Origin of the sequence: Desulfofustis glycolicus DSM 9705, assembly GCF_900130015.1 — a bacterium.
Lineage (GTDB): Bacteria > Desulfobacterota > Desulfobulbia > Desulfobulbales > Desulfocapsaceae > Desulfofustis > Desulfofustis glycolicus.
The window spans coordinates 71,769-85,978 of record NZ_FQXS01000015.1 but is presented as its reverse complement, the minus strand read 5'-3'; the positions used below and the strand labels follow the sequence as shown (position 1 = coordinate 85,978).

The 14,210-nt window shown below is 58.1% G+C and carries 14 protein-coding genes; 2 read left to right on the top strand and 12 right to left on the bottom strand.

Annotated elements, in window-relative coordinates:
- Positions 1-5: 5 nt before the first annotated feature.
- The 12 genes from cobS to BUC26_RS12855 all read right to left on the bottom strand — a co-directional run bounded on the left by cobS (position 6) and on the right by BUC26_RS12855 (position 11,679).
- Entirely contained in the window at positions 6-794 is a 789-nt protein-coding gene (gene cobS, locus BUC26_RS12910; protein WP_161949851.1) for an adenosylcobinamide-GDP ribazoletransferase, read from the bottom strand.
- 2 nt (positions 795-796) lie between these two features.
- Positions 797-1,861, bottom strand: a complete 1,065-nt coding sequence (gene cobT / locus BUC26_RS12905; RefSeq protein ID WP_073376651.1) for a nicotinate-nucleotide--dimethylbenzimidazole phosphoribosyltransferase — start codon at positions 1,859-1,861, stop codon at positions 797-799.
- The gene (gene cobU / locus BUC26_RS12900) at positions 1,858-2,412 is read right to left on the bottom strand and encodes a bifunctional adenosylcobinamide kinase/adenosylcobinamide-phosphate guanylyltransferase (protein ID WP_073376649.1); all 555 of its coding nucleotides are present in this window, start codon (positions 2,410-2,412) and stop codon (positions 1,858-1,860) included. The genes cobT and cobU overlap by 4 nt, the downstream gene beginning before the upstream one ends.
- A complete protein-coding gene (locus BUC26_RS12895) occupies positions 2,405-2,995 on the bottom strand; it encodes a histidine phosphatase family protein (protein WP_073376648.1) in 591 nt (196 codons plus the stop codon). The genes cobU and BUC26_RS12895 overlap by 8 nt, the downstream gene beginning before the upstream one ends.
- 5 nt (positions 2,996-3,000) lie before the next feature.
- Positions 3,001-3,777, bottom strand: coding sequence for a precorrin-3B C(17)-methyltransferase (gene cobJ / locus BUC26_RS12890; protein WP_073376646.1), 777 nt, complete (start codon positions 3,775-3,777; stop codon positions 3,001-3,003).
- Complete coding sequence (locus BUC26_RS12885) at positions 3,735-4,721, bottom strand: cobalt-precorrin 5A hydrolase (protein ID WP_084540643.1); 987 nt, start codon at positions 4,719-4,721, stop codon at positions 3,735-3,737. The genes cobJ and BUC26_RS12885 overlap by 43 nt, the downstream gene beginning before the upstream one ends.
- Before the next feature lie 58 nt (positions 4,722-4,779).
- Entirely contained in the window at positions 4,780-5,580 is an 801-nt protein-coding gene (locus BUC26_RS12880; protein WP_073376644.1) for a tetratricopeptide repeat protein, read from the bottom strand.
- Complete coding sequence (locus tag BUC26_RS12875; RefSeq protein WP_073376642.1) at positions 5,577-7,328, bottom strand: YcaO-like family protein; 1,752 nt, start codon at positions 7,326-7,328, stop codon at positions 5,577-5,579. Before BUC26_RS12875 ends, BUC26_RS12880 begins: the two co-directional genes overlap by 4 nt.
- A 225-nt stretch (positions 7,329-7,553) precedes the next feature.
- Positions 7,554-8,756 carry an EAL and HDOD domain-containing protein gene (locus tag BUC26_RS12870; protein WP_073376641.1) on the bottom strand — a complete coding sequence of 401 codons (1,203 nt, stop codon included), beginning with the start codon at positions 8,754-8,756 and terminating at the stop codon, positions 7,554-7,556.
- 22 nt (positions 8,757-8,778) lie between these two features.
- The gene (tsaE, locus tag BUC26_RS12865; protein ID WP_143166003.1) at positions 8,779-9,276 is read right to left on the bottom strand and encodes a tRNA (adenosine(37)-N6)-threonylcarbamoyltransferase complex ATPase subunit type 1 TsaE; all 498 of its coding nucleotides are present in this window, start codon (positions 9,274-9,276) and stop codon (positions 8,779-8,781) included.
- 143 nt (positions 9,277-9,419) lie between these two features.
- Positions 9,420-9,635: a cold-shock protein gene (locus BUC26_RS12860; protein ID WP_073376637.1), complete on the bottom strand. Its 216-nt coding sequence runs from the start codon at positions 9,633-9,635 to the stop codon at positions 9,420-9,422.
- 229 nt (positions 9,636-9,864) lie between these two features.
- Entirely contained in the window at positions 9,865-11,679 is a 1,815-nt protein-coding gene (locus BUC26_RS12855; RefSeq protein WP_073376635.1) for an extracellular solute-binding protein, read from the bottom strand.
- Positions 11,680-12,000: 321 nt separating this feature from the next.
- Between BUC26_RS12855 and BUC26_RS12850 the strand changes: the two genes are divergently transcribed.
- Both BUC26_RS12850 and BUC26_RS12845 read left to right on the top strand, forming a co-directional pair.
- A complete protein-coding gene (locus BUC26_RS12850; RefSeq protein WP_073376633.1) occupies positions 12,001-13,302 on the top strand; it encodes a 3-isopropylmalate dehydratase large subunit in 1,302 nt (433 codons plus the stop codon).
- Positions 13,299-13,844 (top strand): 3-isopropylmalate dehydratase small subunit, encoded by a 546-nt coding sequence (locus BUC26_RS12845; protein WP_073376631.1) that lies wholly within the window; start codon positions 13,299-13,301, stop codon positions 13,842-13,844. Before BUC26_RS12850 ends, BUC26_RS12845 begins: the two co-directional genes overlap by 4 nt.
- The last annotated feature ends 366 nt before the right edge of the window (positions 13,845-14,210 follow it).

Sequence of the window (14,210 nt, the reverse complement as noted above, 5' to 3'; positions counted from 1 at the left end):
CATCATCAGAGAGTCATCGAGAAGACGATCAATATCGTCGCTTCCATCATCTCGCAGGTCGCTCCCAGGGTATCCCCGGTAGCGCCGCCGATTTTTTTCCGGCACAGTGCCGCCAGCAGCAACAGCAGTGCGGCCGCCGCAGTGAAAATCGGCATGAACCTGTGGCCGGCCGACACCAGCACGAGCACTGCCAGCAGCAGAATCGACACGACCGCCGCCTGCCGGGTGGCGCCGCCGTAGAAGAGCAGACCAAGTCCCGAGCCGCTGCGGGCATAGGGTAACAGGGCCATCATACAGACGATGCCGACCCGGCCACCGGTGGCCGCTACCAGCAGGGCAACAATCATCTGCCCGCCATCGATCGAAGCCAGTGCCGCAACTTTGATCACCAACAGCGAGCAGATCGCCGCACTGCCCATGACCCCGATCCGGCTGTCTCGCATGATTTCCAGACAGCGCTCGCGGGGCGTGCCGCTGAAGAAGCCATCGGCGCTATCGGCCAATCCGTCGAGGTGAATGAAGCCGGACAACAGACTGAGCAGGACTGCCAGCAGCGCACCGACCACCAGCGGCGGCAGGATCGGCTGCAGCACCAGGAAAAAGACGGCGGCCAGTCCGCCGAGCAGCAGGCCGACGAGCGGGAAATAAAACAATGCGGCAGCAAACTCACCCCGCTCGTCACCGTCGCGGGTGGTGATCGGAATGATACTGAGAAAACCCAGAGCCGTCAGCAATGACCTGACGGGGTGCGCGACGGCCCGACGGGCGCTGCTTTCCCGGTGCTGAGAGGGCACGGTTATTTGTCCGCCTGGGCGACCGCCGCCTCGGCAAAGGTGGCGATGTCGACCAGCACCGCCCGGGCCGCTTCGACGATATTCATGGCCAGCGCTGCCCCGGTCCCCTCACCCAGTCGCAGATTCAGGTCGAGTAGCGGGCGGGGCCAGCCCAGCATCTCCTGCATGTATTTATGGCCCGGTTCGACCGAACGGTGGGCACAGATGATATAGTCGCGAACGAACGGCTCGATCCGGTAGGCGATCAGAGCGCCGGCCGTGGAGATCAAGCCGTCGACCAGGACCGGCTGTCGCTGCGCCGCGGCGCCGATAATCAGTCCGGCAATACCGCCGATTTCAAAGCCGCCGATCGCGGCAAGTACCTCGAGTCCGTTGCTCGGATCCGGGCGATTGACCTGAAGAATCTGCTCGAGAACGTTGATTTTCCGGCGATATTGCTCGTCGTTGAGGCCGGTTCCACGGCCGGTGACCTCTTCAACCGGCCGGCCCGTCAGCACCGCAGCGATCGCCGAGCTGGGCGTGGTGTTGCCGATCCCCATGTCTCCGGTACCGAGCAGGTCGTACTCCCGCAACGATTGGGCCACTTCTATACCGGCCTCGACGGCGCGCCGGGCAGCGGCAATGCTCATCGCCGGTCCCCGGGCGATATTGTTGGTTCCCGGGCCTACCTTCTTATCGATGATCTTGCCGGCCGCACTGAGAGCGCTCAAATCGCTGTTTACACCCATATCGACCACCAGCACCTCGGCGCCAACCTGTCGAGCCAACGCGTTGATCCCGGCGCCGCCGTTAACGAAATTGGCGACCATCTGCGGCGTCACTTCCTGGGGAAACTTGCTGACCCCTTCGGCGACCACGCCGTGGTCGCCGGCCATGGTTACCACGGCTTTCCGCTTGAACGACGGAGACATCGACCGGGTCATGCCGGCCAGTTCGATGGCCAGGTCCATCAGATCACCGAGGGCCCAGTGCGGCAGTGCCAACTGGTCGAGCCGGGCTTTGGCCGCCGCACGCATTTCGCTATCCTGCGGGAAAATGTCCCGACAGGTTTTTTCCAACAGCTTCATACTTCTCCTTTGCTTGTTTTGAGCCAGAGTGGTAAGCCGCAACTGACGAGCACCACCTCATCGGCCAGCCCGGCAATCCGTTGATTACAACGGCCGAGCAGGTCGCGGTAGAGACGGGCGAGCCGGTTTTCCGGCACGATACCCATACCGACTTCGCTGCTGACCAGGATGACGCTGCCGCCGCTCACCCGCAGTCGTTGCAGCAAATCGTCGATCAGCTCCATAACATCGGCTTCCAGGTCGTCGGGGGAAGCGTGCGGCCTGTGGTCCAGGAGATTGCCGAGCCAGAGCGTCAAGCAATCAATCAGATAGACGTCATAGTCCGGGTGATCCTCCAGGGCTGCGGCGAGCCGCAACGGTTCTTCGACGGTCGTCCAGTCCTGCGGGTCGCGGGCGGCCCGGTGACGAGCCACCCGCCGGCTCATTTCCGCATCGGCTTCCCTGCAGGTCGCCATGAAACAGCGGCGACCGGTGATCGCTTCGCCGCGCCGCTGGGCATAATCGCTCTTACCGCTGCGCGTGCCGCCGACCACCAGAATAATCTCAGCCATCGCGCTCTCCACCCCGATTGAGGAACTCGAGAACGCAGAAATCAGGCCGGCGGTGAACCAGGGTAATACCTGCTTCCCTGATTCCGAAGGTATAGACGTGATCGTGCCCGAACCCGAGGAGATGGCAGAGCGCCCGCCGGATAACGCCGGCATGAGTAACAACAAGGACCCGCTGATGGTCGCGGCAGGCGAGCCGATCGAACCAGTCGGCGACCCGCCGGCTGAAGGTCTCAATTCCTTCACCGCCGGGAAAGGAAAATCGCCCCCGCTCCCGCTGCCAGCGATCCAGGTTGAGCTGGTCACGCTCGGCTATTTGAGCCAGGGTCAGTCCTTCCCACCGGCCGAAATCGATCTCCCGTAATTCATCTTCAATCGCTGCCGTAACAGGCACACCGAGCAGATCGAGGGTATCGCGGCAGCGCTGCAGCGGGCTACAATAACAGGCATCGAAGGCAATAGCCTTGAGCAGCGACGACGAGTACCGGGCTTGCTGCATCCCCTCCGGAGACAAGGCGATATCGGTGCTGCCGTTATAGGCGTCAGGAGCAGTGGTGCGACCGTGCCGAACAAGATAGATGTGCATGGTTTTCAATCCAGTCGATACTTTGAACGATAGCCGCGTGGTGTAATCATCTTGCCACGCCAGACAAAGGTGTGCGAATTACCGACAATGACCGTGGTCTGCATATCGACCAACTCCACATCAAAGGCTTCGAGGCTGGTAACGACGACCCGTTCCCGCTGCCGGGTAGCCGCCGTGACGATCCCGACCGGCGTGTCCGGACTCCGGTGCTCGCCGATGATGTCGAGGGCGCGAGTTAACTGGTGGCTGCGTTTTTTTGATCTCGGGTTGTAGAGGACAATGACAAAATCAGCACCGGCGGCAGCCTGCAGACGCTGTTCTATCATCTCCCACGGTGTCAGCAGATCGGACAGACTGATTGACGCGAAATCGTGCATCAGCGGCGCACCGAGACGCTCGGCACAGCCGTTGAGGGCGGCGATACCGGCAATGACTCTGATATCGACACGACTGTCGAGCTCGGCGGCCATCTCGTAGACTAAACCGGCCATCGCGTAAACACCCGGATCGCCGCCGGAAACGAGGGCTACCTTCTTGCCGCCTTCGGCCAACACCAGCGCGCTCCTGACTCGATCCACCTCCTGCATCATTGTCGAGGAGACGATATCTTTGTCGGCGATGACCTCGCCGAGCAGATCGAGATAGGTCCGGTAGCCGATCACCACATCGGCGTCCCGCAGGGTATCCCGCGCCGCCGGGGTGAGATAGGCCAGCGACCCGGGACCGGTACCGACAACGCTCAATCTACCCGCTGAGCCACTGCTGCCGTTATTGTTTTCCATTTCACTTTGTTGATGATCAATGTACCTGGTTTTTCAATGGATCCGGCGGCAAGCATGGCCGCCGCTTCGCAAACACTGTGTGCTCCGGTTTTCTCATAGACCTTCGCCGACACCGAAGGAGAGACGATGCGATTGAGCTGCTCCGCGGAAAAAAAACGGATCGGCCACCGATAACGCCTGGCAATCTGCAGCAATCCGGCTTCTTGCGCCTTGATATCGATACTGGCGACACCGGCGACACTGCGCGGATCGAGACCGAAGCGCTGCTGTAGATCGGTTACCGCCCGAGCAAAGTCTTCTTCCGCGACCCCCTTCCGGCAACCGAAGCCGATAAAGCGGCGGCACGGCAGCAGCTGGAGCGAGGAGCCGCAAACCGACGGTTGCCGGGAAATGATCAGGTCGGCATCCTCGCTGGCGACGCAATCACGAAAATCATCGGGCAGCCGGTCAACATACCGCTCATCCTGGAAAACACGGATGAACCCGCGATTGAGCAGGCGGGCGGTAACTGCGGCCAACTGCTCCGGGTTGACGATGCGGCACTGCTGCTCGACGGCCCAGAGATCGACTGCGGTATGGCCGCTCACATCGGAAGCGGTGGTAATGACCGCCTGGCCACCGCAGGCGTTCGCCACCTGCCGTGCCAGATCGTTGCCGCCACCGATATGGCCGGAGAGCAGCGATATGGCAAACTGCCCCTGCTCATCGACGACGACCACACACGGGTCGCTGATCTTGTCGCGGCAAAGACCGGCAATACAGCGGACCACGATACCGGTAGCCATGATGCAGATCAGCCCGTCATAATAGCGCCAGGCTGCTTCGATGGCCTTTCTGACCCCGTCTTCCGTGGTCAGCAGATCACCATCGCCCATCTCCCGACTGATCGTTTCGGCAAGACGTCGTCCCCGGTCGGTGACTGCGAGCAGAGCGATTCTCATCATCGACGGTTCACGCTATCTATCGCTTCGGCGCCGGGCAAGCGGCATCTCTGATCCTTGATCATGGCGTCTGACCGGTTGCAGTTTGCCCGGACCGGATTTCCCGGAAAAGCCGTGACGCTTCGTCCTGGCCGCGGGCGATCTCCGCTTCGCTGAGTACCGTAGCCAGGTAGTCCCGAGCCTGAACGCCGTCACGAAAGCCGTTGCCGGCGGCGATGCTGAACCAGGCGTAAGCCTTGGTCAAATCGCTCTGCTCGACGCCGTTACCGGTATACCAGATGATGCCCAGGTTGTATTGGGCAACCCCGCTATTCTGAAAAGCGGCCTGACGAAAGAGTTCATAGGCCCTGGTGAAATCCTGCTCGACGCCGCGCCCAACGAAATGCAGAAAGCCGAGTTCTATCTGCGCATCCGTATCCCCGTTGACAGCCGCCTGCTCATACCAGTCGGCCGCTTTTCCGAAATTTTGCGGGACAACACTGCCGAGCAGGTAAAACTCGGCCAGCGCCCGCTGGGAAGCCGGGGAACTCTCACCTTGCCGTGCCGCAAAATCAAGGTAGGTAAAGGCCTTGGCCAGATTCCTCGTCGTCCCCTTTGCGGTATAATACATCCCGCCGGCGATATAACTCGCTTCGGCATCACCGAGGGCTGCGGCTTGCTCGTAGAGCTCAAGAGCCCTCCGATAATCCTGCCTGCCTCCGTTTCCCCAATAAAAACGCTTCGCTTCATTCTTTAAAAGCTGGGCGCGCCGCTCTGCCGGCTGTTGCTCGACCGCGACAACAGTACCGCAGAGAACCGCCAGCAGCAGACCGGCCAGCCCGGCCGCGGTCAAAAAAGCGCAGCAGCGGCCCGCCGCGGTCACGGCCCCTCTCCGAGCATCTCTTCAAGTTGGCTGCGGGCGAACTCGATCCCGGAATCAAGCGTCAGCGCCACGGTGAACGCCTGCAGCGCCTCGTCACGATGGCCAAGTCGACGATGGTTGACGCCAAGATTGGCGTAATCCATAGCCGACGCCGGATTGAGCTGCACGGCCCGCTCAAAATGGCTGATTGCCGTTTGGAAGTCCTGCTTTTTGAAGTAGCAGAAACCGAGCAGGTTGTGGATATCCGGCCGTTCATCATCTTCCCTGCAACCGCGTTGCAAGGCCTTGATGGCGTCGTCGTAGCGCTGCAGGTCTTTGAGTGCCTGTCCTTGATAGGACAGGATATACGGCAGGTCTTCCTGCTCCGGCTGCAAAGTAAGTGCCTGCTGAAAACACGCCAGTGCCCGCTCCGGCTCCTTCTGGTTGTAGGCGGCGACGCCTCGATAGAACCAGAGATAGTAGGCTTCGGGCAACAGCGCTTCCATCCGGTCGAGTTTTGCGGTGACCAGCTCTGCGTCATCGACCAGTTCGTTGAGCAACTTGGCGGCAAAGAGCCCGGCATCTCGGCGAACCGATCGTTCCCGAAACTGCGCCCCGGGAATAATCGTATAGAGGGCTGGAATATCGAGTCGCGGTTGACTGACGTCGATCATGAAAACCTCCAGACCGATCTCTTTCAAGACATCAAGGCACCGCTCGATCTCAACGCGCATGTTATCGTCGGACAGATCCGCCATCCTGCCAACGGTCGTCCGTTGCGGCGATTCGGTTAGATACCGGACCTCGTCCATGGACAATGGCTTGGGCAACCCCGAGGCGACATAATTGGCTCCGGTATTGAAGTCGCCGGCAAGCTGCGCAACCTCGGTAATTGCACGGATCAGAGCCTTTTCCGGGTGGGGCGTGGTGCCGGCTGTATAGACGATCTCGCTGCGCTCCGGAAAACTCGACCGATCGATGGCCAGAGCGCCGACCGTACTGATACCGGTATCGAGACTGAAATCGGCACAATAGAGATCAATGTTACAGCGCTTGAATTTATCGAGCAATTCTTTGGCAACCGGGTCGGTGACCGACTCCAAGTCGATGAGCGGCGTCACCAGCCGATGCTGGTTGATCAGTGAGCAGACATGGCGCTCAACTACTTCGCAAAGCCCCTGCAGGGCTGCCTCCTCGATGGTGTTGCCGGCCGATGGGCCGTTAAATTCGTTGATTGCATAGAACCAGGAAAAGGGGATGAGCAGCGTTTCGCCGTCCGCCACCCGGGTGGCCATGGTCCAGCGCAACGGGATACCCGACAGCAACTCCAACAACTCCTCGGCATTGAGGTGCTCGTCCCTGACCGACTTGAGCAGCCAGCTGGGATCAAGCACCTGATATCCCAGATCACGAACCTGCCGATAGTCTCCACGGATAAAGTTCGTTTCGTCGTTGACAAACGAAAAGAAAGAAAAGCGCTCGGCCAGTTCCATGCAGGCAGATGCCTTGGCCTGCATCGGCGACGCTCCTTTACCCATCTGTTTCCTGGTCCCGGTCAAGGCCCGGGCTTCATCGGTGCAGACGCTGAAATAGACCGGTATATCCAACCGGCCGTTATCGATACGTTTGACTTCACTGACTATATCGATTTCGAATTGCTTGATTTTCTGGAAAAACTGGGCGACGGTCTGTTCCGGCGACAAAGCTTTGTCCTGGTCCCGGGTAAATGTCTTGAAACAATCGTTAAAGATAATGCTGTCCGTTCTCATGGCCTTCTCGGTTCGTGACTGGAGCTCGCCGTTCGACAAACGGCGACGGCGGAATCCGGCAGGCCCAGAGCAGCAGCGCGTGGCCTGTCGGCTCGTAACGGCGCCCAACCCGTCTCCGCGGTTCGGGGCGGACCGTTTGTTCGCCGCACAAAGTACCGTGAAACACCATCAATGTCATCGGATTTTCATCCCCGGTCCGCTGGACACCGCGTGTCCCTGTCACCATCAGGTTTCATAACTGTCCGCCCAGTCGATCGCATCAAGCTGCATGACCGATAACCGCTCCTCGTCCACCTGTAGCTGCTGCCGCCAGCGATCCACCGCCGACCAATCGGCCCGCTCGCAACTCTCGATAAGGCTTAACGGTGCGGCCAACGGGCCGCTACGCTCGACAAGGGCCCGCCGGATCGCCTCACTGACTGGCAAGCGGCCGACCAAATCGTCCATGGTATTATCGAGCATGGCATCGATCAGGGAAAACAGGCCGAGCAGGAACAGCTCGCCACCGTCAAGCCCCAGTTTCGGTCCGAGCTGTTCGAGAAACCGGGCCCTGATGATCGACATTCGCACCAATTCGTCCGGCTTGTCCTCGGCCAACTGGCTGGTGGCAACCAGAGAGACGAACAACTTGACACCGCGCTCGCCGAGAAAGGCAATCGCCTGCCGGATCGACTTGAGCGGGGCCAGGCGGGAAAAATAGGCTGAGTTGAGATACTTGAGTAGTTTGTAGGAAACGGCAACGTCCCGGCTGATCAATTTTTCCAGCGCGGAAACATCGAATTCACTGCGGTTGATCTCGGAAATCAGCCGCAGCATGGTCAGCTTGTTCTGCGGAATGTCCTTGTTTTTCAGCACCTCCGGACGGGAAAAAAAATAGCCTTGAAACAAATCGAAGCCGGTGTCCCGGGCCCGGTTGAACTCGGCATACGATTCAATTTTCTCGGCAAGCAGCCGGCATGAAAACGGTCGCAGGTGGTCCAACAGAGAGCGGATTTCGGCTTGCGGCGTCTGACGAAAATCGATTTTAACGATGTCGATCAACGGCAGCAACTCGGCAAAAGAATCGTCAAAGGTGAAGTCATCAAGGGCCAGGGTGTAGCCCTGGCTTTTCAGCGAACGGCAGGCACGGATTATCTCGGCGCTTGGTCTGATATCTTCCAGGATCTCCACCATGATCATCTCCTGCGGAAACAGGGCGGGTGTTCCCCGGAGCAGGAGCGCTTCGGTGAAGTTGATAAACGACTTCCGGCCACCGGCAATCCGGTCGATACCAACTGAAAAAAAAGAGGATGACAGCAGATTGGAGGTGGCGACATCGCCGTCCAGCTCAGGAAACGCATTGTTCATGCCCGAACGGAAGAGCAGCTCATAGCCGAACAGCTTTTTCTTCCTGGTAAAAATCGGCTGCCGGGCGACAAAAACGTCCATGCTGGTCTTCCGCTGCTCCGTCTCAGGGCTTATCTGGTGTACCGGCCAGACGGTCGGTCAGCTGTTCGATCCGCTGTTTCCAGGAAAGCGCGCCACTGCGAAGACGTGCGAACCGGCGTCCGGCATCGACAATATCAAGATCGACGAAGAGTGTGCTATCGGGGAACACCGATTCGGCCCGTTCATACCATTCGACGACAGCAATACCGGAGCGATAGAGATATTCGTCAAGTCCCAGTGCGACAACATCATCGGCGCCGTGCAGACGATAAAAATCCATGTGATAGAACGGGATCCGTCCGTGGTACTCATGAAGCAAGGCAAAAGACGGGCTGTTCACATATTCGGCTGGATCGACGCCTGCACCGGCGGCGATCGCCTGGGTCAGGGCCGTCTTGCCGGCACCGAGATCGCCGCCCAGACCGATTACATCGCCCGGCTCACAAAGGGCACCGAGCAACCTGCCGAAGCGGCCAGTCTGCACCGGCGAGGTCAAGATGATTTTTCCCGAATTGGACACCTCGATGACTCCTTCGCACTCAACTTGTTCAACAACGATTCCAGCTTTGAGGGAACCATGAATATAGACGATTACAGTGAATAAAAAAACCCCGAAACGTTCTGCAACGTCTCGGGGTCTACGACCTATTATTCCCGATCTTATCAGCTCACCTTGACAACATTTTCCGCCTGCAACCCTTTGTCTGTCTGAGCTACCGAGAATTCAACCGGTTCCCCTTCTTCAAGGGTGCGAAATCCGTCTCCTTGAATGGCACTGAAATGCACGAAAACATCGGCCTCTCCATCCGGCCTCTCAAGAAATCCGTACCCTTTGCTTGCATTAAACCACTTGACTTTTCCCTTGACACGATCCGACATACGATTTCCTCCCGGCGATGCGACGGGGCTGATTTCCCGTCAGGTCGAACATGGGGCCTCAGCCCCTTGAAATTATTGACACTCGCAGAGATCTGGAGCATCCAACAGCACTGTATCAACAGCTTATCTGAGCGTCAAGGAAAAAATAAAAATTTTTAACCTCAGAACAACAAGTTAGCGACAAAAGAGAATTGATACTGACCAGAAAAGCGTGAATCGTTCTTATTGTCTATTCTTGTTTCATTTGTAAAAACGAAGGGTCGCGGCTCCACCAGGTGAGTAAAAATGATATGTAGTCATAGTAGACTGGCAACGTTTCCGGTAGGTTGAACTTGTTGTGATAGGCCAGGCGATGGGTGTTCAAATACCAGTTCGGCACCAGGTAATAGCCATACCAGAGAACCCGGTCAAGGGCGTGGCAGGCGGCGATCAACTCGTCACGATTTTCGGCATAGATAATTTGCTCGACCAGCATATCGACGACCGGGTCCTTGATGCCGGCGATATTGCGTGAACCCTTTCGATCTGCCGCCTCGGAATGCCAGTAATTGCGCTGTTCGTTGCCGGGCGACTGCGATTGGCCGAAGACAAAGACGCACATATCGAAGTCGAAATTATTGATCCGCTCGGTATACAAGGCCGGATCAATAGTCCGATAGCGGGCGTCAACACCGATCTTGCGCAGGTTTTGCACATACCCGGCCATCACCCGCTCAAAGCTCGGCGACACGAGGATAATCTCAAAAGATAGCGCAATCCCCTGGTCGTTATGCAGAATCCCGTCTTTCAGTGTCCAACCGCGCTCTTTGAGAAGCCGTGCCGCTTGCTGGAGATTTTTCCGAATCCCGCCCGGCCCGTCGGTACGTGGCGCGGTAAGCGGCTGATCGAATACCTCCGGGGGAAGCAGGTTACGATACGGCTCGAGCAATTGCAATTCCCGCTCTGAAGGCAGGCCGGATGCCGCCAGGTAAGAATTGCTGAAATACGAGTTGTTCCGGACATACTGACCATAAAAAAGAGCCCGGTTGGTCCACTGGAAATCAAACGCCAGACCGAGTGCCCGCCGAACAACCGGGTCGGCAAACTGCGGGCGCCGGGAGTTCATCACGAATCCCTGCATGCCCGCATTGTTCCCGTGCGGAAACGCTTTCTTGACAATCCGCCCGTCGTCGATCTTAGCCCCGCGCAGATCCCGGGCCCAGTGCTTGGCGATGTTGACGGCCATGACATCGAATTCGCCGGCTTTAAAGGCCTCCATAGCAACCGTCTGATCTTTGTAATACTTGATGACGATTCGGTCGAAATTATACATATAGCGCCGAACCGGATGATCAATCGCCCAGTAATCGGGATTTCTGCGATAGACCACGGATTTCCCCTGGCTGAAAGATTCGACGACGTACGGTCCGGAACCGGTCGGTATGCGCAATTCCCTGCTGCCGAATTCCTGCTCGTCAAACACGTGCTTGGGCAGAATCGGAATCTGTCCGGCAATCAACGGCAACTCGCGGTTCCATTTCTTAAAATAGATGCGTACCCGGTGTGCATCGATGACCTCTGCCCGTTCGATATCAGCATAATAATAGGGATAAAAAGGGTGTACCGCCGCGCTTTTCAAGGTCTCTACGGTGAACTTCACATCTGCGGCCGAGACCGGGATGCCATCGGAAAACCTGGCTGCCTCATCGAGCGTGACGGTCATCGACAAACGGTCGTCGGCAACCTCGATGTCGGCGGCCAGCAGACCGTATTGGCTGAACGGCTCGTCCAGGCTGGCCTGGCTCAGCGGTTCATAGACCAGCGTCTCGAGCAGCCCGGGAGCGGACCCTTTCAGAGTGAACGGATTCATCTTGTCAAAACTGCCGATCTGATGAATCACCAACTCTCCCCCTTTGACCGCATTGACGGACACATAGTCGAACCGGGAAAACGACGGCCCATATTTCAACGCACCGTCGATGCTCAACCCGTGATCAGCCGAAACCGGGTGCACGCAAAGGCTGCCTATCATGAAGGCGAATACGGCCCAAAACAATCTGAACATGTTCTACCCGCGCTTGTTTTTATGAAAGTACTTTCCCTGGGCTGGGCGGTTCTGCCAGAGGCTGCATCGCGAAGGCCCGGCTGGACGGAGAACCAGGATGACGATTTCCATGGTTCGCTGTGCCCCAAGCTATGGGTGGTTGTTATACAATTCCATGCAGTTAACTGCTACCCCAAAGAACTGTGGCAACGATACCACGATTGAGGTAAGTTATCTAGTCCCGATCGCCGGGTGAGACATCACGACTCGCCCTAATCTCGATCACAAAATGATGCCGCAGGCACTACAAGAGCTTTCCGCCACTTTATACACGGAGCTGCTATGGGAAAAACAATCACCGAAAAGATCTTCGCTGCCCATCTTCGCGATCAGCTCAGCGAAGATTCCATGGTCCTCGACCTTGACGTTGTCCTCTGTCACGAGATTACCACTCCGATCGCCATCATGGACCTGATCGACAAGGGCAAGGACCAGGTCTTTAATCCCGATCGCATCAAGGCGGTCATCGATCACGTCTCTCCCCCGAAAGACAGCAACACCGCGCTGCAGGCCAAGATCCTGCGCGACTGGGCCCGACGCCACCGGATCAAAGACTTCTTTGATATCGGCGCCAACGGTGTCTGTCATGCAATTTTTCCGGAGAAAGGCTTCATCAGACCCGGCAACACCGTCATCATGGGCGACTCACATACCTGCACCCACGGTGCCTTTGGTGCCTTTGCCGCCGGTGTCGGCACCACCGATCTCGAGGTCGGCATCTACAAAGGCGTTTGCTCCTTTCGCCGGCCGCAGAGCATAAAAATTAACCTCACCGGAACGTTGACGCCGGGCGTCGTCGCCAAGGACGTAATACTCGCGGTGATTGGCCGACTGAGTGTCAACGGAGCCACGGACCGGATAATCGAATTTACCGGACCCGTCGTCGAGGCCATGTCCATGTCGTCCAGGATGACCTTGTGCAACATGGCCATCGAGGCCGGTGCCACCTGCGGTATCTGTCAGCCCGACCGAATCACGGCACAATTTCTCTGGCCGTTCATTGCCGATCAGTACGGCGGCCTCGACGACGCAGTCGCCGAGTTTAGTCGCTGGCACTCCGACAGTGACGCCGTCTATGAGTCCGTCATCGACATCGATGTCAGCGATCTTGAACCACAGGTCACCTTCGGTTTTAGACCCGACCAGGTAAAAACCGCGGCGGCTTTTCACGAAACGGTCGTCGATCAGGTTTATATCGGCTCCTGTACCAACGGCAGGATCGAGGATCTGCGGGATGCCGCCGCCATTCTCAAGGGGAGGCACATCGCCGAAAAGCTGCGCGGCATCGTCGTGCCGGCCACGACAGATATCTACCGGCAAGCGCTGGATGAAGGCCTGTTGGCGATCTTTCTCGACAGCGGTTTTTGCGTGATGAACCCGAGTTGCGGCGCCTGCCTGGGAATGAGCGCCGGTGTGCTGGCCGAAGGAGAAGTCTGCGCCTCGACCACCAATCGCAACTTCAACGGCCGTATGGGTAAAGGCGGCATGGTCCACCTGATGAGCCCGCTGACCGCGGCCGCAACCGCGGTAGCCGGCAGCATTGTCGACCCGCGCCCCTATCTTTCTTCTGAGGTGACACGATGACTCGTTTTGGCGGACCGGCGTTTCGTCTCGATCGCGACAATATCAATACCGACGAAATTATTCCGGCACGATATCTTACTGAAAGCTCGAAAACTGCGCTGCAGCCTCATTTACTCGAGGATCTGCTCATCGACGGCAAAAAATTCGACAGGAACACTCCGGAGCTGCAGCAGGCGACTGTCCTTATCAGCCGTAAAAATTTCGGCTGCGGTTCCTCCCGCGAGCATGCGGTCTGGGTACTTGAGGTAAATGATATCTCGGTCGTCATCGCCGAGAGTTTTGCCCGGATCTTTCGGCAAAACATGTTCAATTGCGGCATTCTGGCCATTGAGCTGGACGCGGCGGCGATAGCCGACATCTTCGCTCTGCCCGCTCCGTTGGCCGTCCAGGTCGATCTGTCCCGGAGCGTGGTTGAAATCGGCCCCAATGGGCAGCAGGGATCCGGCAGCGACCTCCGAACGTTCCCGTTCACACTCAACGAGTTCGACAGGGAACTAATCGCCGCCGGCGGTTGGCTGGCCTACGCCGACAGCCGCTATTAACAAAGAGGGAAGGAGGTATCTGGTTTTCCGATCTACCAACCACTTGCCCTACGCCACACGTAGGCGGATGTTTTCATATGCAGATCAGTTCCCCGGGCTTGTCGGTTCTGCCGGAGGCTACATCGCAGAGGCCCGGCGGGCCGCAGAATCAGGCCCGGAGGGCTGCGAACAGGACGTCCGCAGCCGGCGGTCAGGCCACGGATGGCCTGTCTGCCGGCCTCGTAGGCCAGCCGATCAGGCTTCAGCGCAGCAGCCGGAGACAGAACTGACCAGCCCTTCCGAATATGAGCCGATTTTCATTGTTCGTTGTGAGGTTCCGACATGGGGGGATATAGGTAATCGTTCTCGCGGACTGGTTGGCTGCCC

What these genes read in the sequence shown, in the direction of transcription:
- cobT (WP_073376651.1), bottom strand. Translation starts at nt 1,861, where the DNA reads ATGAAGCTGTTGGAAAAAACCTGTCGGGACATTTTCCCGCAGGATAGC.
- cobU (WP_073376649.1), bottom strand. Translation starts at nt 2,412, where the DNA reads ATGGCTGAGATTATTCTGGTGGTCGGCGGCACGCGCAGCGGTAAGAGC.
- BUC26_RS12895 (WP_073376648.1), bottom strand. Translation starts at nt 2,995, where the DNA reads ATGCACATCTATCTTGTTCGGCACGGTCGCACCACTGCTCCTGACGCC.
- cobJ (WP_073376646.1), bottom strand. Translation starts at nt 3,777, where the DNA reads ATGGAAAACAATAACGGCAGCAGTGGCTCAGCGGGTAGATTGAGCGTT.
- BUC26_RS12885 (WP_084540643.1), bottom strand. Translation starts at nt 4,721, where the DNA reads ATGATGAGAATCGCTCTGCTCGCAGTCACCGACCGGGGACGACGTCTT.
- BUC26_RS12875 (WP_073376642.1), bottom strand. Translation starts at nt 7,328, where the DNA reads ATGAGAACGGACAGCATTATCTTTAACGATTGTTTCAAGACATTTACC.
- BUC26_RS12870 (WP_073376641.1), bottom strand. Translation starts at nt 8,756, where the DNA reads ATGGACGTTTTTGTCGCCCGGCAGCCGATTTTTACCAGGAAGAAAAAG.
- BUC26_RS12860 (WP_073376637.1), bottom strand. Translation starts at nt 9,635, where the DNA reads ATGTCGGATCGTGTCAAGGGAAAAGTCAAGTGGTTTAATGCAAGCAAA.
- BUC26_RS12855 (WP_073376635.1), bottom strand. Translation starts at nt 11,679, where the DNA reads ATGTTCAGATTGTTTTGGGCCGTATTCGCCTTCATGATAGGCAGCCTT.
- BUC26_RS12850 (WP_073376633.1), top strand. Translation starts at nt 12,001, where the DNA reads ATGGGAAAAACAATCACCGAAAAGATCTTCGCTGCCCATCTTCGCGAT.
- BUC26_RS12845 (WP_073376631.1), top strand. Translation starts at nt 13,299, where the DNA reads ATGACTCGTTTTGGCGGACCGGCGTTTCGTCTCGATCGCGACAATATC.